We start from the raw sequence: 25,600 nt of genomic DNA, 5'->3' as shown, positions 1-25,600 counted from the left end.
GTACTGTGTTTATTCGCGATAGCGTCATTTAACTTGGGCATCGCACGGGTAGATTTAGGAGAGAAAATTGGAAACTTGGACGACAACCCCCTTTGAGCCGTTAGACGGTTTGGCCGGCGGACTGCTTATTGGTTCGTCAGTGGTATTGCTGCTGTATACCCTTGGTCGTATTGCAGGTATATCAGGTATTGCAGCAGGCGCGATGACGCAACAAGGTTCAGAACGTTACTGGCGGCTGGCATTTCTAGCAGGCATTGTTTTGTCTGCCGTGCTTTATATTGCCTTTACCGGCGGTATGCAGGTACAAACTCAAATGGGGTCGGCGTGGTTGGTAGTAGCGGGCTTATTAGTAGGCTTCGGTACACGCCTTGGCTGTGGCTGTACGTCGGGCCATGGCGTGGCAGGCTTATCGCGATTATCCCCCCGCTCTATTGTGGCAACGCTTACCTTTATGGGTGCGGCAATTATTACCACCACAATTATCAGACACCTGTAAGTTAACTGAGGAGACAACCTATGAGAGTAATTATCGCCTCGCTAATTTGTGGGCTTTTATTTGGCTTTGGCCTTCTTATATCGGGTATGAGCAACCCTGCCCGCGTGCTTAACTTTTTAGATTTCAGTTCAAATTGGGATGCCACATTAGCGTTTGTAATGGGCGGCGCTATTTTAGTTGCAGCGCCAGGTATGTATTGGGTGCGCAAGCGCAACAAGCCTTTGTTTGCCGATAAGTTTGATATTCCAACCAGCACAACTATCGACGCTAAGTTAATTTTAGGCTCTGCGGCTTTTGGTATTGGCTGGGGTATTAGCGGCTTTTGCCCAGGGCCTGCCGTGGTAGCCATTGCGTCGCTTCAAACCGATGTGCTGTTGTTTGTAGGTGCTATGGTTGTTGGCATGCTGGCGCAGCATTGGTTGAAGCCAAAAGCGGCTTAAAGCATAACTGCCTTTGCGGCTTTATCCCCTAGTGGGTATAAAGTCGTAATTATCCCTTTAAGGGGATAAACGTGCCAGCCACTTACAAAAGTGAAAATAGCTGACTTATCGTTTTGCGGTTTTCCCTTTCAATAAACCTACCCCCAATGCGGCCATGATCACTGCAACAACGCCGTTTAAGTAATTAAAAAACGCATAGGGCGCGTAATCGAGCACGTCAACGCCTAGGGTAGCAGAGTAGAACGCGCCGGCGGTTGTCCACGGAATAAGCCCTGTGGTCATGGTTGCGCCTTCTTCTACCGACCTTGATAGCACGGCAGGGTCAAGGTTCTGCTGTTCATATTTTGGTTTAAATAGTTGGCAGTTTAAAATAATAGAGATATAAGCCTCGCTCATAGCTACGTTACCTAAAAAACCCGATGCTATGGTAACTGCAATTAAGCTTGCCGTGCGTTTTACCCGTTCAACAATGCCCGCCAACAGCGCCGATAAAAACCCTGCACCATGCAATATGCCGCCTAATGCTATTGCCATTAAGGCGAGTAATAGCGTCCAGCTCATGCTGCTTATGCCGCCCCGGCCTAATAGTGCATCTAAGTTTTCGATACCCGTGTTTTGTGGGGTGTTTTCCCACAGTGCATTGAGAACGCTAATGGTGTTGGTATCTTGGTAAAAAATAGCGATGATTACGGCAAGCAAAATGCTGCACGACATGGTTACTTCAGCAGGTACTTTTTTGATGCTTAGCACTGTAAGTAGCACCAGAGGTAACAGTGTTATATAGGGTGCAAGGTTATAATGCGTGGCAAGCGCTGCTTTAATTTCAAATACCTGACCTGCGTTTAAACTTTCGCTTGCGTAGCTAAAACCTATCACTAAAAAAATGACCAGTGCGAGAAGGAAGCTAGGCAACGTTGTAAACAGCATGGCATACATATGCCGATAAAGGTTGGTGCCCGCACTCATGGCCGCAAGGTTGGTAGTATCAGAAACCGGTGACATTTTATCGCCAAAGGTTGCACCGCATACCACCATGGCCGCCACAATGGGCAGTGGTATGTTCATGGCTTCACCAATGCCCATTAGCACTACGCCCATAGTCCCCACCGTTCCCCACGATGTGCCCGTTGCCACCGACATTACCGCACACAAAATTAACCCCACCGCCAGAAATATGCTTGGGTTTAGCCAACTTAAGCCGTAATAAATTAACGTTGAGATAGTGCCGCTTTGCATAAAGCTGGCGATAACCATGCCTATAAGGATAAAGATATAGATTGCTGGCATGGCTCGGGTTAACGCGCTGGTCATTAATTCCCGAATTTGCAGGTATGTGTACCCCAAACTAAACGCATTAATACCGGCCCACAATAAACACAAAAATATAAGCGCATGCAGGCTAATACCCAGGCCGAACAGCCCACCGGCTATTAGCGCGACAATAACGCTAAAACAAAGCAGTGACTGAGCAAAACTGGGGGTATTCGATGGTTGAGGCGACATGAAAGACCTGTTGAACCGCTTTAAAAATGAAAGTAGTGAAAAACAGTATAACGACTTTGCTATGCGTTGGAATGACTTTGGCGCAGCATAGGCTTGAAATACGCACAACGCTTCAGAAAGAAATGGCCCGTTCAGTCAATAAGTGCTGCCTAAATGAGGAAACTGAAAGAACAACCTCCTCTTAATACGCCATAAATGGTGCTTTAAGACCCTAAACGCCATTTATGGCTATTTAATTGACATGTCATAATAAATAGCCATACTTAAAGAATTACGTCACTAATAGCTATATTTGGTGTTTTATGAGCAAAGTTGAATACACGAAAAAACTGCTCGGCAACCTCGTAAAGCAAGCGAGAGCCGCTTCTATGGATCAAGAAGAGTTAGCGCTTAGAACCGGCACAAGCAAAAATACCATTAGCAGGTTAGAGCGAGGAAAAGGCATTAATTCCGATACATTGTTTACCGTGTTAGATCAACTCGAAGTGCTTGACCCCCTTATTGAAACTATTGAGAAAGAGTACGAGTTAGTAAGCAATAACCCGTTGAGAAAAAGCTCACTCGTAGAAAAGGAACTGCCTAATGACTTCTAGAGCTTATGTCTTTATCGATGGACTCGAAAATAACCCGGTTATATGTGGCGTTGTTGAGTTAGATCCGAAGACTAATATCGGGAAGTTTCGATATGGACAAAGCTACCTACAAAGGGATGATGCATTTCCTCTAGATCCACTTCACCTTCCCCTACTTAGCAATCAGTTTATTACTAGAGTAAATAAAGGAATGTTTGGCGCTATCTTAGATGCTGGTGCAGATAGCTGGGGTAAAAGGCTTATTTTGTCACTGCACTCAACTAAGCCTAACAATGACCTAGAACTCGTTCTGGCTGGTTCTGGGATGGGTGTTGGCGCACTTACTTTTAGCTTATCTAGAAGTGCAAGTAAGCCAAAGAAGAATAAGAATACGCTTGGCGATATCCCTATGCTTTTGCAGGGAAAGAGGGCAATTTTAAAAAATGAAGACATTCCTAAGGAAGTCAAAAAAGCATTTGAATACGGGTCCAGTATGGGTGGCGCCCGACCTAAAACACTGGTTGAAGACAGTGGTATAAATTACTTAGCGAAATTCAACCGTCCAGATGATTTATACAACGTATGTTTAGTAGAACATGCAACAATGACAATGCTAGAAGAACTGGACGTTAGAGTTGCAGCCACGTCTATAGTGAACAGCCAACAAGAAGACATATTATTAGTAGAGCGCTTCGACTGTGACGCTGATAGACCAACACACCATTTCTTAAGTGCTAATTCCCTAATCAACCAAGAAAAGTTGACGAATCAGGCATTAACTGAGAATTATAGTTATGGTGCTTTGACAGAGTTTATAATGAAGCATGGAGCAGAGCCGAGAGATGCCCATGAACTGTACACACGCATGGTTTTTAACATCTTAATGGGTAACACTGATGACCATTCCAGAAATCATGCGTTCTTGTATTCCTTCTCAGATAAAAACTGGCGCTTATCTCCAGCCTACGACGTATTGCCGATAAACAATTCCCGCCAACATGGAATTGGAATAGGGGTTCACGGCAGAGAAGGAACGCTTGAAAATGCGCTGTCTCAATCTAAAAGGTTTGGACTTTCTCAAGCAAAAGCCAAAACAATCATTTCTAGTGTGCAAGCGTTAACTAATGAATGGATATCTTATTTTACCAAGGCTGGTGTACCCGATACCGATATAGAAACGCTTAAGGGGATTATTCCTTTATAGGTCATTAGAAAAGGTAATGGCCCGCCCTAGAGGATTCGAACCTCTGACCTCGGCCTCCGGAGGGCCGCGCTCTATCCAGCTGAGCTAAGGGCGGTTTGTAGAACCAGTGAGATAATCACCGAGCGTTTACTGTGATGCACTCTTGCATCAAGAGCGCTGCGTCAACACATATGCTGCAAACGGGGCGTAATAATACTTAGGCCAAGGGTTAGCTTCAACTCATTTATTAAAATCTCTTCAGGTAGCTTGGCTTGATTGTTAAAAATCCTTACTTTTTATAGGTAATTGGCTTCAAATAGTTGTTCAGCCCCAATTTACCGTTATAATCTGGCCAGTTATATTTTAAACAAATTCATCATTGCCTGGAGACAGATGTGAAATTAAAGACTTGGTTAACTGTTGCTGCTACTGCGCTAACTGTTTTTGCAGCACAAGCACAAGAAATGAGTAACGATGAAATTGCCGATCGCATTAAGCCGGTAGGTCAGGTACACGTTGCAGGCGCGGCGGCAGAAGGTAGTGCTGGCGCAGCTGGCGGAGCAAAGTCTGGTGAAGACGTTTACAACTCAGCATGTGTAGCTTGCCACGCAGCAGGCGTACTAGGCGCACCTAAGCTTCAAAACGCTGCAGACTGGCAACCTCGTTTGGACGAGCGCGGCCTTGATGGCGTTTGGCAAAACGCACTGAACGGTATTAACGCTATGCCACCTCGTGGTACGTGCGGCACCTGTTCTGATGACGAAATTAAAGCGGCTATCGAGTACATGATTGAAGGTATTTAATACCTACACAATCACAACAAGTTGATGGAAAAAGTAGCGTTTTACCTGCTTATCGGGTAATTTAATTGGTTGGGTAAACGTTACTTTTATACTGGCGAGCGGAATGTCACAAGATTCGACGCAACACGAGTTGACGGAAGAAGAACTGCGCGAACTTATACCGCAGCTTCAGCAACTCACCGATAAATACAAGCGCGCTGAACGTGTTCAGAAGGCGCTTTTTGATATTTCCGAGCTTGCCAGTTCCGTAAGTCACCTCAATCGCCTTTATTCTGCCATTCACGAAATCATTGCTGATTTTATGAATGCCGACAACTTCTTTGTTGCCTTCTACGAACCTGAAAACCACGTTGTCGACTTCGCTTATTTTGTAGATGAATTCGACGAGCAAACGGTTCACCAATTGCCCGCCGAGTCGTTAATGGATGGCATGACGGGGTTCATTCTTAGAACCGGTAACCACCTTTTCTACAAACGTGCCGAAGAAGAAATTTTTGCGTCTGAACACGATATTAAATTGGTGGGTTCACAACCCTATGAACTTTTAGGCGTACCTTTAAAACGAGGAAGCCAAGTTATCGGGGCGATGGTGGTGCAAACCTACGATGAGGGCGTGCATTACACACAAGAAGATTTAGAAGTTTTGCTTTTTGTCTCTCAGCACATTGTTACCACCGTTGATAGAGTAAAGAACCGAGAACTTACCGAAAGTACCATCCGCGAACGCACCCGCCAACTTCGAAAGATAAACGACGACCTTCAAGAAGAAATTTTAGAACGACAAAAAGTAGAGTCGCTACAGCAAGCACTTTTTGAAATTTCTGAACTCGCCGCCAACCTTGAAGGGGATATGAATGCATTCTATTCGAGCTTGCACGAGATTTTGGCAAGGCTGATAAGCGCACCTAACTGCTACATAGCCATACACAATAAAGAAAAAGACCTTCTTGAGTTTCCTTATTTCAGCGATGCAAAGCAAGACCAGATTAATGCTAGGCCGCTTGGTTTAGGGCTAACTGAGTTTGTATTGCGAACTGGGCAAGCGGAGTTAATAAACCCGCCTAAAGTACTGGAGTTAGCTGAGTCTGGCGATTTGGATGTGTCTGTTGCTCAGAACATGTTAAACAGTGCGAACTCGTGGCTGGGCTCTCCCCTAGTTGTAGACGGCGAAATTGCCGGGGTTATTGCCGTGCAAACTTACGGCAAACACGCAAAGTACAACGCCCGCGACCAAGAGCTTTTACGCTTTGTGTCGCATCATATTGCTGTTGCCATAGAGCGCAAGCGCAATACCGAGTCGATGCAGCGGTATAACGTAGAGCTTGAAGAACGCGTAAAAGAACGCACTGCCGAGCTTAACCGCACAAACAAATTTCTAAAGCAGCAAATTGAAGAGCGTAAAGAGATTGAGCTGAAGCTTATTCACGACGCCCATCACGACTCGTTAACCGACTTACCCAACCGCGCTATGTTTACCAGTCGCTTAGAGCTTGCTATAGCAAGCAAGCAGCGCTACAGCGAAAACATGTTTGCGGTTTTATTCATCGATTTAGATCGCTTTAAAGTTATTAACGACACCCTAGGCCATCATGCTGGCGACGAGTTCTTAATTGAAGTCGCCCGTCGTATTGCTCTTTGTATTCGCGGGCACGACCTGTTGGCCCGTTTAGGCGGCGATGAGTTTGTGGTATTGCTCGACAATTTTGAAGATGAAGACGACGTTGAAGAGGTGGCCAGCCGTATTATTTCATCTATCTCTGAACCCTTCTTATTGGATGGCCGAGAGATGTACTCCGGCGCTAGTGTAGGTATTGCACACATTGAAACCTATTATCGCAGTGCCGATGAAGTACTACGTGATGCTGACGCCGCCATGTATCAAGCGAAAACCCTTGGTCGCGGCCGCTTTGTTATGTTCGATAAGAGCATGCGCGACAGACTTATTGAAGAGCTAGAACTTGAAAATGAGTTTCGACGGGCGCTGCGTGAAGAAGAATTCGACTACTTTTTGCAACCTGTTATTAAACTAGACGATAAAAGTACGCTATATAAAGAAATGTATGTTCGCTGGTCGCACCCAGCTTACGGCAAAATAGCCAGAGAACAGTTTAGGCAAGTGGCTGAGCACAGCGGCTTAACGCTAGATCTCGATTTATTTCAGCTAACCAAAGCTTGTGAACTCATTAACTATTATCAAGGCACCGACGATCCTATTAACAAGATTGCGGTGAATGTGTCGATTAATCATTTGCTACAGGCCTCAATGGTTAATCAAATGATTGATGTTATCGAGTCGGCCGATATAACGCCAAGCCAACTGGTGTTTGAGTTTGATGAGAACGACTTAAACCGCCGTTCACAGTTTATTCTTCCCGCTATTAAAAAGTTAAAACGGGCTGGCGTCACCCTTGTGCTTGATAACTTTGGCAGCGGTTTAGCCTCACTTAGCTATCTGTTCGCCTACCCCTTCGATTTCATAAAGATTGATCACCGCTTCGTTAAATCTATTCCTCGCTCGCAGCGCAATTTAAAACTGATTCAGTCGGTAATGCTTATTTCGGAGCACTTGAAGTTTCAGGTTATTGCAGAGGGCGTAGATTCACAGGCGCAGTTAGACGCGCTTAATGAAATCGAATGCATTTACGGTCAGGGCAAAATACTCAAGCACGCCAAAGTGCTGGATATGACGTCGCTAGCTAGTTAAGAGTAAGTGCTTACTCTTAACGGTAGCGCTTTATATTTAGACTTTACTTCTTTCCCAAAATGCCGCGAAGATTAGCGATGCCCACTTGAGCTTTTTGCTGGCGCTCTTCTTTTGTCGCTTTTGGCTTCTGGTTTTCCCACTGCACGTCATCGGCCGGCAGTTCAAACAAAAAACGACTTGGCTCAGGGTTGATGACTTCACCAAATTGACGGCGCTCTTTGGCTAAGCTGAAGATAAGTTCGCGCTGGGCACGGGTAATACCTACATACGCCAACCTGCGCTCTTCCTCAACGTTGTCTTCATCAACACTGCTTTGGTGGGGTAACAAGCCCTCTTCCATCCCTACTAGGAACACAATCGGGAACTCCAGGCCTTTCGATGCGTGCAAGGTCATTAACTGAACTTGGTCCCCTTCCCCATCATCTTCACCACGCTCCATCATATCGCGCAGAATAAGGCGGTTTACCACTTCGGTAAGGGTCATGGGCTGGTCTAGGTCATTGCCCTCGAGCATGTCGTTCACCCAACCAAATAGCGTACTGACGTTAGCCATTGCCATTTCAGCCGCTTTGGGGCTAGCGCTGGTTTCATAAAGCCATTCTTCGTAGCCCATGGTGCGGATCATAGTACGCACGGCGTCTGCTGTATTGCCTCGCTCGGCGTTGTCTGAAAGCTCAACTATCCATCGCGAAAAACTCGAGACTGCGTGAAAGGCTTTATCTGGCAATACGCTGTTTAAGTTAGGGTGCGTGGCCGCTTCAAACATAGACACACCTAAGCTATTAGCAAAGTTGCCCAATTTTTCTAGCGTAGCACGGCCTATACCGCGCCCTGGCGTGTTGATTATGCGAAGTAAGGCATTATCGTCGTCTTGGTTTACCAATAGCCGTAAATAGGCCATAACGTCTTTTACTTCGGCCCGTCCGAAGAAACTCATGCCGCCACTAATTTTGTAGGGAATGCGGTTGCTCATTAGCAGTTTTTCAAAGATACGACTTTGGTGATTACCACGATACAAAATGGCGTAGTCTTTAAACTGGGTGCGGTTCATAAACTTGTGCGCCAGCAGTTCTGCCACTACACGCTCGCCTTCGTGTTCTTCGTTTTTGGCTTCTATTACTTTAAGCGGCTCGCCGTATTGAAGCTCGGAGAACAGGGTTTTATCGAACAAGTGAGGGTTGTTCTGAATAAGAATGTTGGCGCAATGTAGTATGCGCCCCGATGAGCGATAATTTTGCTGTAGCTTAATGACATTTAAGCGCGGAAAATCTTGTTGTAGCAGATGCAGGTTTTGCGGCTTAGCCCCCCGCCATGAGTAGATAGACTGGTCATCGTCGCCAACCACGGTGAAGCGTGCACGCTCCCCTACCAATAGCTTAACTAACTCGTACTGACTGGTGTTGGTATCTTGGTATTCATCCACCAGCAGGTAGCGAATTTTACTTTGCCATTTTGCTCTAATGGCCTCGCTGCTTTTTAAAAGCAGCGTGGGCAGTAAAATAAGGTCGTCAAAATCTAGTGCGTTATAGGCTTTTAGATTGTCTTGGTAGCGCTTATAGGCCTCTGCAAATTCTCGCTCGCCCGTACTGGTTGCCGACTTTAATAAAGCATCGGGCAAGATAAGGTCGTTTTTCCAGTTCGAAATGCAGCTTTGAAGTAGCTGAAGCTGATCTTTATCACCATCGAGTGTGTCAGACGTTAGGTCGTTAAGCAGAGCAAACGAGTCTTTATCATCGAACAGCGAGAACCCGGGCTTTAGACCGAGGTCTTTCACATGCGCTTTGATAATGGTTAAGCCCATGGTGTGAAAAGTTGATACTTTTAACCCGCGCGCTTCGGGCTTACCCAAAGTTTGTGCCACACGCTCTTTCATTTCACGTGCTGCTTTGTTGGTAAAGGTTACCGCTGCAATATAGCGTGCTGGCATATCGCAGTTTCTGACTAAATGAGCAATCTTGTTGGTAATTACACGGGTTTTACCACTGCCCGCCCCTGCCAGCACCAAACATGGGCCCGACACATAGGTTACGGCAGATTCTTGAGCTTCATTTAGTTTCATTTAATTCCTAAAACAACGTACATTTGGGCACAACACGGTTTTCATTGCATGTCGTGTCGATACCGATAGAATAGCTTTCACATTTTGAGCTGCGCATTATAAGGGAATTCCATGTTGGATCCGAAGAAACTCGAAGATTTAGCGAAACAAATTGCTGATGCTGTACCACCAGGCGTTAAAAACATGGCTGAAGAAGCGGAAGGCCGAGTGAAGACGGTTTTGCAATCGCAGCTGTCGAAGCTAGATTTAGTGACTCGCGAAGAGTTCGACATTCAAAGCCAAGTGCTTATTCGCACTCGCGAAAAACTAGACGCAATGGAAAGCCGCATTGCCGAGCTTGAAGCGAAACTAGCAGAAAAGTAGTACTTACTACTTTCAAAAATACAATGCGCCTTTACGGCGCTTTTTTGTTGGGATCGATGAAATAAAGAAATGCTCTTCTGCCTTTGCAAAGGCGCAGAACAAAAGAAACGTTACATCAAGATCTCTAAACCTTTCTGCTCAACAAGACTCAAGAGCTTTAAAGAAGTACCTCGAGGCTTTTTGCTCCCCTGCTCCCACTGCTTAATTGTAGATGGCGTGATGTTTAAATAGGCGGCAAAAACAGCTTGGCTTACTCTTGCTTTCTCACGTATTGCTTTTATCCGCTGTCCATCGTATTGCTTGAGTTTGGGTAAACATAATGCATCGAACTGATGCATAGTCTGCTTATCCATTACTCCGGCTTCGCTTAAATCTTTTGCAGTACTGTGTACCACATCTAAAATGCTTTCTTTCATGTTATCTCACCTCTTCAACACTACCTGAATCAATAGCTTTCTTGAGCTTTTCCTCGCTATAGTTCAGTAGCTCTTTAGCTAGGAGTTTTAAAGACTTCATTTCTTTAACACTAACATTCGAGCGGGCGCTTTTGGAAAAGCCATAAATAAAAAAGGCTTTATTATCCACTTGAAAAGCTATGAGGGTTCTTAAACTTCCACTTTTGCCTTGCCCCAAAAGAGGTATTCGCTTTTTATATACGTTTGCACCTAAATCGGCGTCAACTAACCCCTCTAGCATTTCCGCAACTGCTAATTTTATCAAGCTGTCTGATAAACCTTCTTTATTCGCCCACCTCTTGAACCACTTCAATTTATATATGCGTATAGATTCCATTTGACACCTAAAGCATAACACTTAGTAGCACATTTTGTGCGCGACTTTAAAAACATTTAGTGAGTAAATACTTTAGACTGGCTATAAATAAGTTATAAGGGGACGTGGGTACAGATTGGAGTAGGCTTTTAGTGCTGTAATTTCTTAAGGCCATACCAGCGCTAAATAGCTACTAAATTTGCTGTTGGTAAGTTTTACCAAACCAAATAAAAATGCAGCGCCGTACCAAGCGTAATGGCTAAACCAATGTAGTGGTTTTCAATAAACGCGGTGAAACAACCCTCACGCTGACGGCGTTTAATAAGCTGATATTGGCGCACGCATAGCAAAGCGGAAAACAGCACGGCTGTATAGTAAGGCCAGGTAGCATTAATTGTGCAGCCTATACACCACAATATTATTAGCGCGCAGGCCTGCAACAACATCACAATTAGCACGTCGTTTTTACCGAACAATATAGCGGTAGACTTAACGCCTATTTGCAAATCGTCGTCGCGGTCTACCATGGCGTACATGGTGTCGTACGCGACTGTCCATAGTAAGTTAGCAATGAACAACCACCAAGCGTACGTTGGTACAGTTTCTTGCACGGCCATAAAAGCCATAGGTATGGACCAGCCAAACGCTGCGCCTAATACTACCTGCGGCAAGTGCGTATAGCGCTTCATGAAGGGATAGCTTGCTGCAAGCATAAGCGCGACGACAGATAACGCGATAGTTTGCCAGTTAAGAAACAGCACTAAGATAAATGCGATTACGATAAGTGCGCCAAATAACTGTAGCGCTTGTTTTGGTGTAGCTTCTCCTGTTGCCAGCAGGCGCTGTGTAGTGCGTTTTACGCGCCCGTCTACGTTTCTATCAGCATAGTCATTTATAACGCACCCTGCAGAGCGCATAACAACCACACCGGCTACAAAAATTACGGTTATCTCCAATGGCGGTAAACCTTGGGCAGCCATCAATAGTGCCCACAGCGTTGGCCATAGTAGCAAGTAAATACCTACGGGTTTGTCTAGGCGCATAAGTTGCGCGTATGCCTTCCAATTGTGCTTCATAACTGTTTTTCGCTTTCTACTTTACTTGTGACACTTTCGCCATACGCAGGAGATGCAGGAAGAAAAACTTCTGCCACTATCATGCTGTAATTATCTAACGTAAACAACGAACGCCTTCCCCACAAGGTTTGGTTGCCGCCCATACCAAATTGAGAGGCGGGCATAGTACATAATTGAAATGCTGACCGTGTAAACCTAGTGTCGTTAAACAATCTTTTACCTAAAGGCTCTCGACCCAGACCTGAAAGCTCACTATCTACAAACGCTTGAGGAATAATAGAACGGGCAAACACCCACGGCTGATGATCGCCACATAGCAAAATTTCTCGGGCTTGATAGCTGGTTTCACCGTTAGCGTGTAGTAACGATAGTTCGTTATCGTGGGGTATTTGCGTATGCTGGCCTAGTAGCTCTAAAGAGAAGTGATTACTTAAAGACTGCACCCGCGCAGTTAAAGAACCGGTATCAAGCAGCCAGTTTTTCAGCTGCGCATTAGGAATTGTGATGCCAGAAGGTGCTTGCCAGTTAACCGCCAAACCCACTGGAAAAGTGGCATTAAAACTCACACGAAAAGCCCGAATAATAAATCTGTGAGTATGATAACACGTCGTGTTTAAATATTTTCACTCGGTTAAACTTTTGCAGTAGTGTGTTTAATCAGAGTTTTGCTACACTACCCAGTGAATTTATTACTTTGGTGTTTCGGACTTCACTATGCTTAAGCCTTTAGTTTTACGTGTATTTGCGCTTAGCTTCTTTCTTTTTGGTGGAAACTTGGCAGTGGCTCAAGATAACGCCAATTATGCCTATTTAGGTTTAGAACCAGAAATTGTTACCAACTACATTAGCGATAGCGCTCAAAAATTAGGTTACGTACGGGTATCGGTTGAGCTAATGATTCACGATGTGAACGAGCTTGAAATTGCGGAACACCACATGCCATTACTGCGCTCTACCGCCATTGAAATATTTGGCCAACAGCCAGCAGAAAAAGTGAAGTCGCTTACCGGGCGCGAAGATATTCGCCGCGCCATTCTTAAAGCCCTTCAAGAGCATATGCAACAAGAAACCGGTGGTGAAGTTATAAAGAACGTTATCTTTACCAAGTACTTGTATCAGGGCGGCTAGTGCGCTGAGTAACGGGTAAGTAAAAATAGAAAGCGAGCCGGTGTAATGCGCTCGCTTTTTAGTATGAATGGTTCAATGATGTGCTATTAGGCATCCGGCTCTCATTAGAGAGTTTGGTAATTAACGCTTGCCCGAGCCAAGGCTTAATGTTGCCGCCAATAGGCAACCCGAAATCAGTCCTGCGGTATGCGCCGCGTTCGCCATGTTTACCCATAAGATATCGGCATAACCGAGCACCAGCCACACCAGCATAAACCCCACAATAGAGTTAGGTAGCGACAAGCCCCAGCTTGGGCGTAGCCACCCTAACCACCACACAAACCCCATTACAGCGTAAACCACGCCTGACAAGCCGCCAAATAGATACAAGTTACCCTGCACCGGTTCGCTAAAAATAGCCTGAGCCGCATTGGATATAGTTGCCGATACGATAAACACAATGAGCAACATGCTCATGCCAAGGGTCCGTTCAATTTTGGCCCCTAGCATGGCCCACCAAAGCAGGTTAAATATGATGTGTAATGCCGAAAAGTGTATGAACGCCGGACCGAGTAAACGCCACCATTCTTGATTTTGTGCCAAAACAGAAAACGGCTGCATAAGTAAATGCTGGGCAATAGGCGCGAACATGCCAAGTAACGACAAGCCATACACCGCTACGCACAGTATAAACACCACTGACGTGAAAGGCGCTTTGACCGCATCGGTAATAATATTGCCCATAGAAAAGCCGCTGCCTGAGGGCGCAAGCTGCACATTCTTACCGCTGTCCCACGCAGCCTGCTGATACTTAGGGTGAGTAGGATTCGCTAAGAAGTCTTCCGCTATGATTTTTGCGCGGTCGATATGCGCATCTTCGTTAAGTACTACCACGAATTCTTTATCGCTTTGAACAACGTTGGCCGTAATGTTCTGACTGGTTAAGTAGTTAGCGAGAAGGTGCGCTGGACTTTGTTGATTAAACGCAATTAAAGGATGACCCATAGGCTTTTTGTTACCCCGAAAGCAGAAAATAGATAAACGCAATGTTACGTATAATGTGGGTGCGGTGCGTAACACCTTTATACTGGAATGTATTAGTTCTGCAAAGCATAAAACAAAGGTGCACCGTGTGCACCTTTGTTATGTTCTTACGTCACATCCTGCATGATGTAACTTATGCCGTTACCACCGGATTCGCCAGTCGCCACGCTTCGAAACCACCGTCCATACTATAAACGCTTTCAAAGCCCTGCTGTGCGATCACTTGTGCTGCCTGTTGGCTACTAACGCCGTGGTAACACACTACAACCACTGGGATGTCTTTGGGCGTTTGTTCGATAAACGCGGCAAAGTTGTCATTGTTTAACGGTGCCGCGTTCGGCATGTGTCCATTAGCGAACGATTGAGGATCGCGTATGTCCACAATGGTTACGTCGCCTTGAAAGTTAGCAACGTCGTTGACGCTAATGTGTGAAAATGTTGTCATTATTGCCAGTCCAGAATAACTTTACCTGAGTGTCCTGACCCCATGGTATCAAACCCTTTCTGAAAGTCATCAATAGAAAAGGTATGTGTGATGATAGGCGACAGGTCTAAACCGCTTTGCAGCAAACTCGCCATTTTGTACCAGGTTTCAAACATTTCACGGCCGTAAATACCTTTTATTACCAAGCCCTTGAAAATAACTTGGTTCCAGTCGACTGCCACATCCTGTGGCGGTATACCTAGCATGGCTATTTTGCCGCCGTGGTTCATTTTGTTCAGCATGTCTCTGAAGGCTACCGGCACGCCCGACATTTCTAGGCCTACATCAAAGCCTTCTGACATGCCCAGCTCATCCATAACGTCTTGTAGGTTTTCTTTACTGACATCAACAGTGCGAGTAGCACCCATTTTTTTAGCAAGCTCAAGGCGATAAGGGTTGATATCGGTAACCACAACATGACGCGCACCAACGTGCTTGGCGACCGCAGCCGCCATAATGCCGATAGGTCCTGCACCTGTGATAAGTACGTCTTCGCCTACTAAGTCGAAACTTAGCGCGGTATGAACAGCATTACCAAATGGGTCAAATATGGACGCTAGGTCGTCGCTGATATTGTCTGGAATTTTAAACGCGTTGAAGGCAGGAATAACTAAATATTCGGCAAAGGCCCCCGGGCGGTTTACACCCACACCTTCGGTGTTGCGGCACAAATGTACGCGGCCAGCACGGCAGTTTCGGCAATGACCACAGGTAATATGACCTTCACCGGACACACGGTCACCTACTTCGAAGCCTTTTACTTCTTGCCCCATACCCACTACTTCGCCTACGTATTCGTGACCGACGACCACAGGCACGGGAATGGTGTTTTGTGACCATTCATCCCAGTTGTAGATATGCATATCGGTACCGCAAATAGCGGTTTTGCGAATCTTAATCAGCAGGTCGTTGTGCCCGACTTCCGGCTTTGGCGTGTCTTGCAGCCAAATGCCTTTTTCCGCCTTCGCTTTTACTAGCGATTTCATGAAATTACTCCCATTTCACGGCCTACTTCGATAAATGCATCTATGGCTTTATCAACGTGTTCAAGGCTGTGACCTGCCGACATTTGCGTACGAATTCGGGCTTGGCCTTTTGGCACTACAGGGTATGAGAAGCCGATAACGTAAATGCCTTTTTCCAGCAGTTTGTCAGCCATTTCACTGGCTAAGCGAGCGTCGCCTAGCATGACAGGAATGATAGCGTGATCTTTACCCGCAAGGGTGAAACCCGCTTCTTCCATGCGCTTGCGGAAGTGGTTTGCGTTACGCCATAGGTTTGCGCGTAGCTCATCGCCTTCTTTCATCATTTCAAACACCTTAAGTGACGCTGAAACAATAGGTGGCGCAACTGAGTTAGAGAAAAGATAAGGGCGCGAACGCTGACGCAGCCATTCCACTACTTCTTTTTTACCTGACGTATAGCCACCAGACGCACCGCCAAGGGCTTTACCTAAAGTACCGGTGATAATGTCTACACGGCCCATTACGCCGCAGTATTCGTGACTGCCTTTGCCGTTTTCGCCAAGAAAGCCTGTCGCATGACAGTCATCGACCATTACCATAGCGTCGTATTTGTCGGCTAAATCGCAAATAGAAGCGAGGTCGGCAATAACGCCGTCCATTGAAAAAACACCGTCAGTGGCAATGATTTTGAAGCGCGCGCCATCGGCATTGGCCTGCTTGAGCTGCTCTTCTAGCGCCGCCATGTCGTTATTCGCGTAGCGGTAGCGTTTAGCTTTACACAAGCGTACGCCGTCAATGATACTGGCGTGGTTAAGCGCGTCAGAGATGATGGCATCTTCTGGGCCAAGTAGCGTTTCAAACAAGCCCCCGTTGGCGTCGAAGCACGACGGGTAAAGAATGGTATCTTCTGTACCTAAAAAGTCGCTGATTGAGGTTTCTAGCTGCTTGTGAATGTCTTGAGTACCGCAGATGAAACGTACAGATGCTACACCAAAACCATGGCTATCTAGGCCGTTTTTCGCTGCTTCAATTAAGCTTTCGTTATTTGCTAGACCAAGGTAGTTGTTCGCACAAAAATTAATGACGTGTTCGCCGCCAGCAACGCCAATATCAGCTTGCTGTTGTGAGGTAATTACACGCTCTTTTTTGTACAAACCATCTTCTTTCGTGGCTTCAATTTGCGATTGCAAGTGAGAAATAAACGCCGCAGACATGCCATTCTCCGAATATAGGTATAAAACCCGTAGTTTAATGAAAGCGCATTAAAGGGTACACACCCTTGCGCTGTATTTAATGGGTTTGTCGACCAAGTTTGTAAATTATTCAGCACACTTGCGCGAACAGGGTTTACGGGCAAGGTGTTAACGCATAGCTAGGTGAAGTCTTTCCAGAAGTTATATTCCACTTTGTCATTTAACACGTCCCAAATATTGGCTTCTGAAATGGGCTTACTTATAAGGTAGCCTTGTCCGATATGACAGTCGAAATGACACAGCAGTTCGTATTGCTCACTGGTCTCTATGCCTTCGGCTACCACCTGCATTCCCATGTTGCACACCATGGAAATGGTGGAATGAACAATGTTCCTGTCGTCGGCACTGCTAGCAATATTCGCAACAAACGAGCGATCAATTTTAATATAGTCAGCCGGTAGCGATTTTAAATAGCTAAGCGAGGAATAACCGGTTCCGAAGTCGTCAATGGCCAGCATACACCCCATTTCTCGAATGGTTCTCATGATGCTCGTTGCACGTTTAATGTCGGACACCAGCACCGTTTCGGTAAGCTCTAGGCAAACTTGGTTGGGCGCTATATCGTTTTTAATGATTTGCTGTTGTAAAAACTCAGGCAAAGTGGGGGCTAAAAACTGCCCGGCTGAGAGATTAATAGCAATCTTAATATCGGGATAACCACTGTTTTTAAAATCGCGAACTATGCGAGTAGAGCGTGCTATCACCCAATAGTCTAGCTCTAGCATAAAAGACGTATTTTCAAGCAGCGGTATAAACTGAGCTGGTGAAATGTGCCCTTTTTTAGGGTGATACCAACGCAGTAACGCTTCAAACCCTATCAGCTTCCCAGTGTGCATTTCGATTTGTGGCTGAAGAGCCAAGCTGAATTGGTTATCCCTCAACGCTTCGCGCGCCTCAGACTCCAACTCAACTTTTTGCATCACTTTTAAGTTCATTGTGGCATCGTAGACCTTAAACGCAGCGCCTTTTTTGGCTTTCGCTTCATACATGGCGATATCTGCATGACGTAACAGTTCTACCGGTGTTGCACGCGAGTGACTAGTGATAGCAATACCGATACTGATAGACACATAAAATGTCACGCCATCCACAATGATTGGATCTATGAATTCATCGATAATTTTTTGTGCGACTTTATCGACGTGCTGTTTACTTTCTATGTTTGATAGCAATATAACGAACTCATCACCGCCGAAACGCGACGCGATATCAGAATCTCTAATGGGACGAGAAATACGCATGGCTGCCGCTTTTAATAATTTATCGCCCACATCGTGGCCGTGGCTGTCGTTAACTTTTTTGAAGTCATCTAAGTCCATGAACATTAACGCCACTAACCTGTCATCGCGGATAGAGCTGGCCAACTGCTTTTCAATTTGAAAAGTCAGCATATTTCGATTGGGCAGGCCAGTAAGCACGTCAAACATAGCCATCTTTTCAAGCTTCGCGGTATTTATTGCCATTTGACCGTCAAAGCTTTCAAGCTGACGAGCTAGGTTATTCGCCGCCTCTTCTACGACATCGAGTTCATCAGTAAGTCTAAAAATAGGCGATTTTCTGCGTTTTGCTGCAATCGTATAGAACTCTTTAAATTTATGCTCCGCCAGCATTGGTAAGCGTTCACTTACATTTAATAACCTGATTCGGTACTGATTTAGAAATACGTAAAGCAGTGACGAGAACAGCAGGAATAACCCAATGGCACTTGAAATAACCACATATTGATATTGCTCGTTTTGTCGTACCATAGCCGATACATCTTGCACTATCAGCAAGTAAGGATGATCGCCAGAGGCATGGTCAAAGGGCAATAAGCTTACAAGCAGTTGCTGGTTATCAAGCACTACATTTAAGCCTTTTATCACTAAATCATCGATACGCCATTGCTCTGGCAAGACATCAAAAAGCGATTGCAGATACTGTCGATTTGCCGCAGATACTTGGCTAGCTACAGCAAGTTTTGTTTTCCCTGCCGGCATTTTTTTAGCTTGGACAATGGCAACTTTATGCACATCTGTGGCGCGGCTGAACAAATACAAAAGCTCACGCATTGATGTGGAAACTACAATGATAGGAATTGTGTCGCTGTCCGCCATAACAGGAATGGAGATATAGTGTGTACATACATTGTCACAAACCAATAGCGAGCGACTTTCAAACGTTGCTCGTGTTGTATCGACAAGCCGTTCAATTGTGTTGTCTATTGGACGATTTGGTGTGCCTACCACGCCAAACTCATCGAATAATAAAAGCGACTCTACTTGAAAGTTGAGGGTTAAATACTCGCTTAAATCACTCAACGACTGCTGCAGTTCGTTTAGGTTATTGGAATAGGTGCCTTTTTTACGACTAATAACATCAATAAGCGTGATCATACGCCCGTGAAGAATATCTTCGAAAAGCTGAACCCGTCGCTGATTGCTGATTTGGCTTTCCCGCTGCTCGAGCAACACCCGAGCTTCGGACTCTTGGATCAGCACTGTCGAAATGACAATAGCAACGGTTAATACCATCGCCAATAAAATAAGGATGGTTTTGGTGGTAAAAGATACCTGGACCTTCATTTTTTACCCTTAGAACCAGTACATCAGCTGCAGTGACCACATTTCCCAATATTTGTCTGCATGAGATACCACGTCCCGATTTAACAAACTGACCACGCGAGTTGCCCCTTCTACCCAGTGATATTCGCCCTGTAATCGCCATTTTGGCGCGATATCCCATCGCAAGCCTATGGTGTAGGTGTCTTGGTAGCCAAAATAGGCTGGGATCGTTCCACCTGACAGTGCTTCTAACTGTTTGCCCTGTCTGTCTGATACGTCGTTGACGTAGGTATCAAAGCCAATAAGACCACTTAGGTCGTTATTAAATAGATACCTAAACTGTACAAAGCCTCCCTCGCCGCGTCGCTTCTCGGCAAAGTCGGGGGCAAATAGCCCTTTACTGTCTTGGATTTCTCGTAAAACCTCAGCGGACACCTCCCAGTTTTCAGCAAAATACTGCGCAGACAACATTAAACGCTCGATATTCGCCTCGCCAGAAAGACGGTTGTCATTTAATGAAGGCGTATAGCGAAAATCTGAGTTAAGCCAGCTAGCCCCTACTTTCCAGGTGAGTGATGAGGGCTGTAAAAACACGCTCGCTTGGTGCACAAAGTCTTGTTTTATTTCGCCGTTTGCATCGCTCCCTAAAAGAAAGTCTCGCTGGGTGTCGTTGATATGAGAGCGGCCATAGCTCCAGTTTAGATCCCAATTGTAGTGAGAACCTAGGTGAGAAAAGTTTGCTTGGATGCCGTTACTGCCCAAGGCCACGTCGCGAAAACCATCGAAATAAACCGATTGAGGAAGCACCGACGTATAGCGCGTTTGAGGCACATCACGGGTTACTGAGTACAACCAATGCTTGTTTTTATAGCGACCTATATGAATTTGCCCACGCCAATTTTCCGATAAATCCGGTAACTTCCAGTCGACAAATAGATAATCTAGGCGCGCACCTTGTTCAAAGCGATTGCCACCGTCGAGATAATTGATTTGCCCGGCAATAGATACATTTTTAGCTAGTTGATAATAGCCATTTAGGCCGATTTCGGTAAGCTCACCCGTTATTTTATCATCGTCAGTAATAAAGCTACTGCCTTTCGACTGCGTCACGCCTTGCGCAACATAGCCGTGCCATGAGAAGTCAGAGTGGGAGGCTGCGGCGCATGAACTCATTAACCAAAGCGCAAAAGTAATGGTCTTTTTCATTTTAAATCTACCTCTACGCGTCGTAGCTTCACAATATCAGTACGCTCTACATAACCAATTGCGCCGGTGGTATTTTCCAATGCGTCAATCAACGCTTGATACGAGGTTACCCTAACAGGCGTGAGGCCCTGTCCAGAGTAGGTTATTTGATCCCACAGACGAGACAATTGATAGGGAAACATTTGGAGTATATCGCGACAAAACTGTTTATGCAGTTCGTCTCTGTCTTGCAGAACAAATACGGTAATTTTTGTGCCGTCGCTCCAATACTGTCTTTGCCCAGTAAAAATCTGACGAAGCTCAGAGCGGCTAAGCTCTGCTACCATCACACTTTCGTTCACCATGACATTAAGTTCTGAAGCCTTTACTTTATGCCCTGCCATAATAGGCCCTGCCAATACTAGCAGTACAAGTGTAAGGCGGTTATAAGCAAGAACTTTGGATAGCCATCGCAAAGCGGGCTTTTTCATTCAGTAACGACTCCCTGTTGTTTCGGAGGTTCACTTAGCAACGCTAAGTGTAGATAATAATTGGTTGTTTTACCTTACAGTAAAATAAATTAAGCGATAAATGGTTCAACTTTTTGCTTTACCATCTCCACAGATATTTTTTCCATTAACTCGCTACCTTTGGCCCGTGTTCCCCATGGCAGGGCTTTCCAAGGCTTTCCTTTTTGCACTTCGATACACTCATCGTAGACTGACACCACCCTTTCAAGGTTGTGATAAGGCCCTGTTCGCCGTGGGTTAGAGTGTGCATAAAGCCCAATAACCGGTGTTCCTACCGTGGTTGCCATGTGGGCCGGCCCTGTATCTGGCGCAATCACCAAGTGAGCATGCTTTAACAACATGAGTAGCTGATGAAGTGACGTTTTCCCAGTGAAGTCTTTCACCGGATGTTTGACCTCTGCTTTAATCGCATCGGCGGTTTTGCGATCTAATTCACCCGGGCCGCCGCATAGTATCACGTTGACGCCAGACTCTTGGATATAGTCAGCAATACTGGCGTATCGCTGCGGTAACCAATTTCTTTCCGCCTTACTGGCCGCTGGTGAAATAACCACATATTTTCCAAGCGCCTTTGCTTGTTCCTCTGCCCACCGCGCATCTTCAGGGGTGACAGGAATATTCCACGTTAACGTGTCAGATTTGGGTACACCCAGTGCATCGGCAAAATCCATGAAACCTTCAAGCACATGTGCGTGCTTTGTCGCAGCAACCCGTTTGTTGGCAAATAGCCAATGCAGCTCTTTACTGCGCGACCAGTCAAACCCAATGCGCTGCTTTGCTTTAATAACGCGCGAGGCCATATTAGCCCGAAGCGCCACCTGCATCATAAGTAACGCGTCGAAGGTTTCACCTGCCACAGCCGCTTTTAGCGATTCAACAGCAGCTTTGCCCTGTGATTTATCGAAAATAATAAACCGCACGTTTGGCATCAGCTTAACGAGCTGATACTCCACTTTTCCGATTACCCATGTAATTTCAGCATCGCGCCACTGTGATTGAATTCGAGTTACCATGGCAACGGCGTGACACACATCACCTATGGCTGATAAGCGCATTAAACAAATCTTTTTTCCCACAGAAGCTCTATCGTTGCTGAAAAACCAAAATAAATCATTAGAATGTGAAATTTACCATAAGTTGTGGGCAACATGGCGACAATACGACGAGACATAGGTGCTGGGCACCATTTTATTTTCGACGACACCTTGGTCAAACAGCCCCACGCGGAAATGTTTAACCCCGAGTTTTGGCAACAGCAAAACAAAATAACAGGTCAAGCGAAAGGACGTGGTACAACCATTTTCATTGAGCATGAAAACCAGCGCTGGGTTTTGCGCCATTTCATGCGTGGCGGCCTAGTTGGAAAGATACTTAGCGACCAATATTTGTTTTTAGGTGTTGAACGTTCACGCCCATTCGAAGAGTTTAGGCTACTTGAACACATGCAATCGCAAGGTTTGCGCGTGCCTGTGCCGGTTGCTGCACGTATTCATCGCAGAGGCCTCATTTATCGGGGCGACCTTATTACCCTAAACATTCCTGACAGCCAAGACCTACACCATGTACTGTGTAACCAGCCTTTGTCTGAAGAAGCGTGGCACAAAGTAGGCCATGCACTTGCTGCTATGCATAATTGCCAAGTTTATCACCACGATGCAAACGTACGAAATATCATGATTGATAGTGATAAAGAGATTTGGCTTATCGATTTTGACCGTTGTTCAAAGCGCCAAGGGGATAGCTGGAAGCAAAGTAACCTTGACCGCTTATTGCGCTCGCTACACAAAGAGAAAGCGAAAAACCCCGTGTTTCATTGGGAAGAAAAGCATTGGGCTTGGTGCATGGACGGCTATCGAAATGCAGTTTCTCGATAGTGGCACACGGGAAGCCTTTGGCAGCCCGCTCTACTTTCGTCATTATTGTGGTACATTAACCTTTGTTGAACACATAAACCCTCTACAACGATAAGATTCGACTTTATGCACACACGAGCACTTTACCCTGGTACTTTCGACCCTATAACAAATGGTCATGCAGACCTTATTGAACGCGCATCTCAGTTATTTTCTCATGTGATTGTTGCTATTGCTTCAAACCCGAGTAAGAAGCCACTATTTACGTTGGAAGAACGGGTAGAAATGATTAAGAAGGTAACGGCAGATTTACCTAATGTCGAAGTTGTGGGTTTTACAGGCCTGTTGGCTGATTTCGCCGATGAGCAAAATGCGACTATTTTGATTCGAGGCCTGCGTGCAGTATCGGACTTTGAATATGAATTTCAATTGGCCAACATGAACCGTCGCTTGAACCCAAAATTAGAAAGCGTGTTCCTCACCCCTGCTGAAGAAAACTCGTTTATTTCTTCAACGCTAGTAAAAGAAGTGGCCCTTCATCGCGGCGCGGTAAGCGGTTTCTGCCACCCTGTAGTAGAGCAAGCGTTAAGAGACAGGTTAGGTAAGAAAAACTAAATGCCTGTAACAGGCATTTATCGGTATTAACGTTGGCAGCGAGTACAAAAGAAGGTATTGCGCTGCCCGATTACTTTGCTTTCTATCGCCTTACCACACGCCTCGCATGGCTCTCCTTTTCGGCCATAGACATTAAGGTGTTGGGCGAAATAGCCAGGCTTGCCATCTGTTTGCGCAAAATCTTTTAACGTAGTGCCGCCCTGTTCAATGGCTTTTGCCAACACTTGCTTTATTGTAGCGGTTAACGACTTGTAGCGGGCTGCACTGATATTACCGGCGGCACGCCTTGGATCGATACCCGCTAAAAATAGCGCTTCGTTTGCATAGATATTTCCAACCCCCACCACAATAGCATTATCCATAATGAAGTTTTTCACTGGGCCTTTGCGGTTGCGTGACAGGGTAAATAAGCGCGTATCGTCAAAATCGTCTGTAAGGGGCTCAGGCCCAAGATTATCAAGCATGGGAATGTGTGTATCTGGCGCTTGATACAGCACGGCACCGAAGCGTCTAGGGTCGTTAAAGCGCAGACATTTACCCGTGCTAAGCACAATGTCCACATGGTCGTGCTTAATCACTGGGGTAGAAGCGTCGATAACCCGTAGTTTACCCGACATGCCCAAGTGTAAAATTAGCGTACCCTGCGCTGTCTCAATCAATAGATATTTAGCGCGGCGCTTTACGGCCGTGACCTTTTGCCCCTCAACCTTGGCCACCTCTTGTGGAATAGGCCAACGCATTCTTCGCTCGCGAACCACAACACGGGTAATCGTGTTGCCAATAAGATGTGGTGAGACGCCCAAACGGCTTACTTCAACTTCGGGTAATTCAGGCATTTACAATGTCCAAGGTAATAAATTATCGATATCTGTATTAGTTAATGTGTACCAGTTATTTTCGAATTTGATCACGGTAGGTCTGGTATTTGGGTAGATAGCGTAAACCAGCCCGTTGCTGTTACCCGCCAGCCAAGCAACCACAATGTAGGGCTGTGTCTGGCTAAGATCGGCCGGCACCTTTGTGACCGGGTTAAGTACACCACGCTGCCAATGAGAAAACTGCACGTCAGGTGTAATGGCAAGGCTTTCGGTATGCCCTTTCTGACGCCACTGTTGCCCTATGCGCTCTAAGCTATGTCCATCGTGCTCAATTTTTAACACATAAGCATTTTCGGGTAGCAAACTGCGGGTTTCCACAACGTTTTTTTGTGGACGTAAGCTATCTAAATTAAACAATGCAATCATGACAAGCATAGCTATGATGACCACGTTATTCATTGCTCGCTGTGAAATTCTAGCCACGTATTATACCCGCGAAATATGAACCCAAAGATAACGCAATATAGTAATACCTCATTCGTGCATTAGCTAATTCAATTCAATAAAAGGCTGTAGGCATTAAGTAATACACTGACTTACCGTACTGCGATCGTTGAAAAACGTGGGATCATTCGTGTATGGCTAGGTGGATCGCGCTAGATCAAAATCTACGCTTGGGAAGGTAAAAGTATCAAAAAGCAAAAAACCCAGCAAAGGCTGGGTTTTCGTGGAGACAAAAGCAAGCTAATTACTTGATTTTGGCCTCTTTGAACATAACGTGCTTACGCACAACGGGATCATACTTTTTGATCTCCATTTTGCCAGGCATGTTACGCTTGTTTTTATCAGTGGTGTAGAAGAAACCTGTACCTGCTGAAGAAACTAGTTTAATTTTATCACGCATTGTCGGCTTCCTTAGATTTTCTCACCACGGGCACGGATATCAGTTAGTACTGAATCGATACCTTTTTTATCGATGATACGCATGCCTTTAGCAGACAAACGTAGTTTAACAAAACGGCTTTCGCTCTCAACCCAAAAACGGTGTGTTTGAAGGTTTGGTAAAAAGCGACGACGAGTCGCATTTCGTGCGTGTGAACGGTTATTACCAACCGTTGGACGCTTACCTGTTACTTGGCATACTCTTGACATTGTATTTGTCTCCAGAACAACGATAACTGTCGCGTCAGTTAATCCCAAGCGCTCAAACAGTGGTTGGGTCAAATGACGTAT

General features: G+C 45.6%; 28 protein-coding genes and 1 tRNA gene. 10 read left to right on the top strand and 19 right to left on the bottom strand.

What is annotated here, in order from left to right; genetic code table 11:
* Positions 1 to 67 precede the first annotated feature (67 nt).
* Entirely contained in the window at positions 68 to 496 is a 429-nt protein-coding gene (locus MADE_RS00410) for a YeeE/YedE family protein (protein WP_012516604.1), read from the top strand.
* Positions 497 to 516: 20 nt separating this feature from the next.
* The gene (locus MADE_RS00405) at positions 517 to 936 is read left to right on the top strand and encodes a YeeE/YedE family protein (protein ID WP_012516603.1); all 420 of its coding nucleotides are present in this window, start codon (positions 517 to 519) and stop codon (positions 934 to 936) included.
* A 105-nt stretch (positions 937 to 1,041) separates the two neighbouring features.
* Here the strand turns inward: MADE_RS00405 and nhaC are convergent, their stop codons facing one another.
* A complete protein-coding gene (gene nhaC, locus MADE_RS00400) occupies positions 1,042 to 2,439 on the bottom strand; it encodes a Na+/H+ antiporter NhaC (RefSeq protein ID WP_012516602.1) in 1,398 nt (465 codons plus the stop codon).
* Between the two features lie 302 nt (positions 2,440 to 2,741).
* Here nhaC and MADE_RS00395 point away from each other — a divergent pair, with 302 nt between their 5' ends.
* Both MADE_RS00395 and MADE_RS00390 read left to right on the top strand, forming a co-directional pair.
* Positions 2,742 to 3,032 (top strand): helix-turn-helix domain-containing protein, encoded by a 291-nt coding sequence (locus MADE_RS00395; protein WP_012516600.1) that lies wholly within the window; start codon positions 2,742 to 2,744, stop codon positions 3,030 to 3,032.
* Entirely contained in the window at positions 3,022 to 4,215 is a 1,194-nt protein-coding gene (locus MADE_RS00390; RefSeq protein WP_012516599.1) for a type II toxin-antitoxin system HipA family toxin, read from the top strand. The genes MADE_RS00395 and MADE_RS00390 overlap by 11 nt, the downstream gene beginning before the upstream one ends.
* A 17-nt stretch (positions 4,216 to 4,232) precedes the next feature.
* On the opposite strand, the gene MADE_RS00385 is transcribed toward MADE_RS00390, so the two are convergent.
* Positions 4,233 to 4,309, bottom strand: a tRNA-Arg gene (locus tag MADE_RS00385).
* A 280-nt stretch (positions 4,310 to 4,589) separates the two neighbouring features.
* Here MADE_RS00385 and MADE_RS00380 point away from each other — a divergent pair.
* Together MADE_RS00380 and MADE_RS00375 are read left to right on the top strand one after the other, a co-directional pair.
* Positions 4,590 to 4,997: a c-type cytochrome gene (locus MADE_RS00380; protein WP_012516598.1), complete on the top strand. Its 408-nt coding sequence runs from the start codon at positions 4,590 to 4,592 to the stop codon at positions 4,995 to 4,997.
* 103 nt (positions 4,998 to 5,100) lie between these two features.
* Entirely contained in the window at positions 5,101 to 7,701 is a 2,601-nt protein-coding gene (locus MADE_RS00375; RefSeq protein WP_012516597.1) for a sensor domain-containing phosphodiesterase, read from the top strand.
* Between the two features lie 43 nt (positions 7,702 to 7,744).
* Here the strand turns inward: MADE_RS00375 and rep are convergent, their stop codons facing one another.
* Complete coding sequence (gene rep, locus MADE_RS00370; protein ID WP_012516596.1) at positions 7,745 to 9,760, bottom strand: DNA helicase Rep; 2,016 nt, start codon at positions 9,758 to 9,760, stop codon at positions 7,745 to 7,747.
* Positions 9,761 to 9,871: 111 nt separating this feature from the next.
* On the opposite strand from rep, the gene ubiK reads away from it, so the two are divergent.
* Positions 9,872 to 10,123 (top strand): ubiquinone biosynthesis accessory factor UbiK, encoded by a 252-nt coding sequence (ubiK, locus tag MADE_RS00365; protein ID WP_012516595.1) that lies wholly within the window; start codon positions 9,872 to 9,874, stop codon positions 10,121 to 10,123.
* Between the two features lie 110 nt (positions 10,124 to 10,233).
* Here ubiK and MADE_RS00360 read toward each other — a convergent pair whose 3' ends face one another.
* The 4 genes from MADE_RS00360 to MADE_RS00345 form a co-directional block, all read right to left on the bottom strand.
* On the bottom strand, positions 10,234 to 10,539 hold the full coding sequence (locus tag MADE_RS00360) for a helix-turn-helix domain-containing protein (protein ID WP_012516594.1): 306 nt from the start codon (positions 10,537 to 10,539) through the stop codon (positions 10,234 to 10,236).
* Position 10,540: 1 nt separating this feature from the next.
* The gene (locus MADE_RS00355; protein ID WP_012516593.1) at positions 10,541 to 10,915 is read right to left on the bottom strand and encodes a type II toxin-antitoxin system RelE/ParE family toxin; all 375 of its coding nucleotides are present in this window, start codon (positions 10,913 to 10,915) and stop codon (positions 10,541 to 10,543) included.
* 194 nt (positions 10,916 to 11,109) lie between these two features.
* The gene (gene ubiA, locus MADE_RS00350; RefSeq protein WP_012516592.1) at positions 11,110 to 11,970 is read right to left on the bottom strand and encodes a 4-hydroxybenzoate octaprenyltransferase; all 861 of its coding nucleotides are present in this window, start codon (positions 11,968 to 11,970) and stop codon (positions 11,110 to 11,112) included.
* Positions 11,967 to 12,536: a chorismate--pyruvate lyase family protein gene (locus MADE_RS00345; protein WP_012516591.1), complete on the bottom strand. Its 570-nt coding sequence runs from the start codon at positions 12,534 to 12,536 to the stop codon at positions 11,967 to 11,969. Before MADE_RS00345 ends, ubiA begins: the two co-directional genes overlap by 4 nt.
* A 148-nt stretch (positions 12,537 to 12,684) precedes the next feature.
* Between MADE_RS00345 and MADE_RS00340 the strand changes: the two genes are divergently transcribed.
* The gene (locus MADE_RS00340) at positions 12,685 to 13,098 is read left to right on the top strand and encodes a flagellar basal body-associated protein FliL (RefSeq protein ID WP_012516590.1); all 414 of its coding nucleotides are present in this window, start codon (positions 12,685 to 12,687) and stop codon (positions 13,096 to 13,098) included.
* 120 nt (positions 13,099 to 13,218) lie between these two features.
* On the opposite strand, the gene glpG is transcribed toward MADE_RS00340, so the two are convergent.
* From glpG to MADE_RS00300, 8 genes are all read right to left on the bottom strand, one after another.
* Positions 13,219 to 14,082 (bottom strand): rhomboid family intramembrane serine protease GlpG, encoded by an 864-nt coding sequence (gene glpG / locus MADE_RS00335; protein ID WP_012516589.1) that lies wholly within the window; start codon positions 14,080 to 14,082, stop codon positions 13,219 to 13,221.
* Positions 14,083 to 14,254: 172 nt separating this feature from the next.
* Complete coding sequence (gene glpE / locus MADE_RS00330; protein WP_012516588.1) at positions 14,255 to 14,566, bottom strand: thiosulfate sulfurtransferase GlpE; 312 nt, start codon at positions 14,564 to 14,566, stop codon at positions 14,255 to 14,257.
* Complete coding sequence (tdh, locus tag MADE_RS00325; protein ID WP_012516587.1) at positions 14,566 to 15,591, bottom strand: L-threonine 3-dehydrogenase; 1,026 nt, start codon at positions 15,589 to 15,591, stop codon at positions 14,566 to 14,568. The genes glpE and tdh overlap by 1 nt, the downstream gene beginning before the upstream one ends.
* The gene (locus tag MADE_RS00320; protein WP_012516586.1) at positions 15,588 to 16,784 is read right to left on the bottom strand and encodes a glycine C-acetyltransferase; all 1,197 of its coding nucleotides are present in this window, start codon (positions 16,782 to 16,784) and stop codon (positions 15,588 to 15,590) included. The genes tdh and MADE_RS00320 overlap by 4 nt, the downstream gene beginning before the upstream one ends.
* Positions 16,785 to 16,942: 158 nt before the next feature.
* Positions 16,943 to 19,387 carry a putative bifunctional diguanylate cyclase/phosphodiesterase gene (locus tag MADE_RS00315; protein WP_012516585.1) on the bottom strand — a complete coding sequence of 815 codons (2,445 nt, stop codon included), beginning with the start codon at positions 19,385 to 19,387 and terminating at the stop codon, positions 16,943 to 16,945.
* A gap of 9 nt (positions 19,388 to 19,396) precedes the next feature.
* The gene (locus MADE_RS00310; RefSeq protein ID WP_012516584.1) at positions 19,397 to 20,572 is read right to left on the bottom strand and encodes a TonB-dependent receptor; all 1,176 of its coding nucleotides are present in this window, start codon (positions 20,570 to 20,572) and stop codon (positions 19,397 to 19,399) included.
* Positions 20,569 to 21,042 (bottom strand): hypothetical protein, encoded by a 474-nt coding sequence (locus tag MADE_RS00305; protein WP_012516583.1) that lies wholly within the window; start codon positions 21,040 to 21,042, stop codon positions 20,569 to 20,571. Before MADE_RS00305 ends, MADE_RS00310 begins: the two co-directional genes overlap by 4 nt.
* Before the next feature lie 89 nt (positions 21,043 to 21,131).
* Positions 21,132 to 22,136 carry a glycosyltransferase family 9 protein gene (locus MADE_RS00300; protein ID WP_012516582.1) on the bottom strand — a complete coding sequence of 335 codons (1,005 nt, stop codon included), beginning with the start codon at positions 22,134 to 22,136 and terminating at the stop codon, positions 21,132 to 21,134.
* A 93-nt stretch (positions 22,137 to 22,229) separates the two neighbouring features.
* Here MADE_RS00300 and MADE_RS00295 point away from each other — a divergent pair, with 93 nt between their 5' ends.
* Complete coding sequence (locus tag MADE_RS00295) at positions 22,230 to 22,955, top strand: 3-deoxy-D-manno-octulosonic acid kinase (protein ID WP_012516581.1); 726 nt, start codon at positions 22,230 to 22,232, stop codon at positions 22,953 to 22,955.
* A gap of 105 nt (positions 22,956 to 23,060) precedes the next feature.
* The gene (gene coaD / locus MADE_RS00290) at positions 23,061 to 23,549 is read left to right on the top strand and encodes a pantetheine-phosphate adenylyltransferase (RefSeq protein ID WP_012516580.1); all 489 of its coding nucleotides are present in this window, start codon (positions 23,061 to 23,063) and stop codon (positions 23,547 to 23,549) included.
* 26 nt (positions 23,550 to 23,575) lie between these two features.
* On the opposite strand, the gene mutM is transcribed toward coaD, so the two are convergent.
* The 4 genes from mutM to rpmB form a co-directional block, all read right to left on the bottom strand.
* A complete protein-coding gene (gene mutM, locus MADE_RS00285; RefSeq protein WP_012516579.1) occupies positions 23,576 to 24,385 on the bottom strand; it encodes a bifunctional DNA-formamidopyrimidine glycosylase/DNA-(apurinic or apyrimidinic site) lyase in 810 nt (269 codons plus the stop codon).
* Positions 24,386 to 24,850 carry a hypothetical protein gene (locus MADE_RS00280; RefSeq protein WP_015065859.1) on the bottom strand — a complete coding sequence of 155 codons (465 nt, stop codon included), beginning with the start codon at positions 24,848 to 24,850 and terminating at the stop codon, positions 24,386 to 24,388.
* Between the two features lie 265 nt (positions 24,851 to 25,115).
* The gene (gene rpmG, locus MADE_RS00275; RefSeq protein ID WP_012516577.1) at positions 25,116 to 25,271 is read right to left on the bottom strand and encodes a 50S ribosomal protein L33; all 156 of its coding nucleotides are present in this window, start codon (positions 25,269 to 25,271) and stop codon (positions 25,116 to 25,118) included.
* A gap of 11 nt (positions 25,272 to 25,282) precedes the next feature.
* The gene (gene rpmB, locus MADE_RS00270; protein ID WP_012516576.1) at positions 25,283 to 25,519 is read right to left on the bottom strand and encodes a 50S ribosomal protein L28; all 237 of its coding nucleotides are present in this window, start codon (positions 25,517 to 25,519) and stop codon (positions 25,283 to 25,285) included.
* Positions 25,520 to 25,600: the final 81 nt, after the last annotated feature.

The sequence above is a fragment of the Alteromonas mediterranea DE genome (assembly GCF_000020585.3).
Classification (GTDB): domain Bacteria; phylum Pseudomonadota; class Gammaproteobacteria; order Enterobacterales; family Alteromonadaceae; genus Alteromonas; species Alteromonas mediterranea.
The sequence above is the reverse complement of the archived record's forward strand: the minus strand, read 5'-3'. Positions and strand labels throughout refer to the sequence as shown.

Coding starts and splice junctions, on each gene's coding strand:
- MADE_RS00405 (WP_012516603.1), top strand. CDS start 517: ATGAGAGTAATTATCGCCTCGCTAATTTGTGGGCTTTTATTTGGCTTT.
- MADE_RS00320 (WP_012516586.1), bottom strand. CDS start 16,784: ATGTCTGCGGCGTTTATTTCTCACTTGCAATCGCAAATTGAAGCCACG.
- rep (WP_012516596.1), bottom strand. CDS start 9,760: ATGAAACTAAATGAAGCTCAAGAATCTGCCGTAACCTATGTGTCGGGC.
- coaD (WP_012516580.1), top strand. CDS start 23,061: ATGCACACACGAGCACTTTACCCTGGTACTTTCGACCCTATAACAAAT.
- nhaC (WP_012516602.1), bottom strand. CDS start 2,439: ATGTCGCCTCAACCATCGAATACCCCCAGTTTTGCTCAGTCACTGCTT.
- MADE_RS00315 (WP_012516585.1), bottom strand. CDS start 19,387: ATGAAGGTCCAGGTATCTTTTACCACCAAAACCATCCTTATTTTATTG.
- MADE_RS00340 (WP_012516590.1), top strand. CDS start 12,685: ATGCTTAAGCCTTTAGTTTTACGTGTATTTGCGCTTAGCTTCTTTCTT.
- ubiK (WP_012516595.1), top strand. CDS start 9,872: ATGTTGGATCCGAAGAAACTCGAAGATTTAGCGAAACAAATTGCTGAT.
- mutM (WP_012516579.1), bottom strand. CDS start 24,385: ATGCCTGAATTACCCGAAGTTGAAGTAAGCCGTTTGGGCGTCTCACCA.
- MADE_RS00395 (WP_012516600.1), top strand. CDS start 2,742: ATGAGCAAAGTTGAATACACGAAAAAACTGCTCGGCAACCTCGTAAAG.
- MADE_RS00295 (WP_012516581.1), top strand. CDS start 22,230: ATGGCGACAATACGACGAGACATAGGTGCTGGGCACCATTTTATTTTC.
- MADE_RS00300 (WP_012516582.1), bottom strand. CDS start 22,136: ATGCGCTTATCAGCCATAGGTGATGTGTGTCACGCCGTTGCCATGGTA.
- tdh (WP_012516587.1), bottom strand. CDS start 15,591: ATGAAATCGCTAGTAAAAGCGAAGGCGGAAAAAGGCATTTGGCTGCAA.
- MADE_RS00375 (WP_012516597.1), top strand. CDS start 5,101: ATGTCACAAGATTCGACGCAACACGAGTTGACGGAAGAAGAACTGCGC.
- rpmB (WP_012516576.1), bottom strand. CDS start 25,519: ATGTCAAGAGTATGCCAAGTAACAGGTAAGCGTCCAACGGTTGGTAAT.
- MADE_RS00360 (WP_012516594.1), bottom strand. CDS start 10,539: ATGAAAGAAAGCATTTTAGATGTGGTACACAGTACTGCAAAAGATTTA.
- MADE_RS00310 (WP_012516584.1), bottom strand. CDS start 20,572: ATGAAAAAGACCATTACTTTTGCGCTTTGGTTAATGAGTTCATGCGCC.
- ubiA (WP_012516592.1), bottom strand. CDS start 11,970: ATGAAGCACAATTGGAAGGCATACGCGCAACTTATGCGCCTAGACAAA.
- glpG (WP_012516589.1), bottom strand. CDS start 14,082: ATGGGTCATCCTTTAATTGCGTTTAATCAACAAAGTCCAGCGCACCTT.
- rpmG (WP_012516577.1), bottom strand. CDS start 25,271: ATGCGTGATAAAATTAAACTAGTTTCTTCAGCAGGTACAGGTTTCTTC.
- glpE (WP_012516588.1), bottom strand. CDS start 14,566: ATGACAACATTTTCACACATTAGCGTCAACGACGTTGCTAACTTTCAA.
- MADE_RS00305 (WP_012516583.1), bottom strand. CDS start 21,042: ATGAAAAAGCCCGCTTTGCGATGGCTATCCAAAGTTCTTGCTTATAAC.
- MADE_RS00355 (WP_012516593.1), bottom strand. CDS start 10,915: ATGGAATCTATACGCATATATAAATTGAAGTGGTTCAAGAGGTGGGCG.
- MADE_RS00390 (WP_012516599.1), top strand. CDS start 3,022: ATGACTTCTAGAGCTTATGTCTTTATCGATGGACTCGAAAATAACCCG.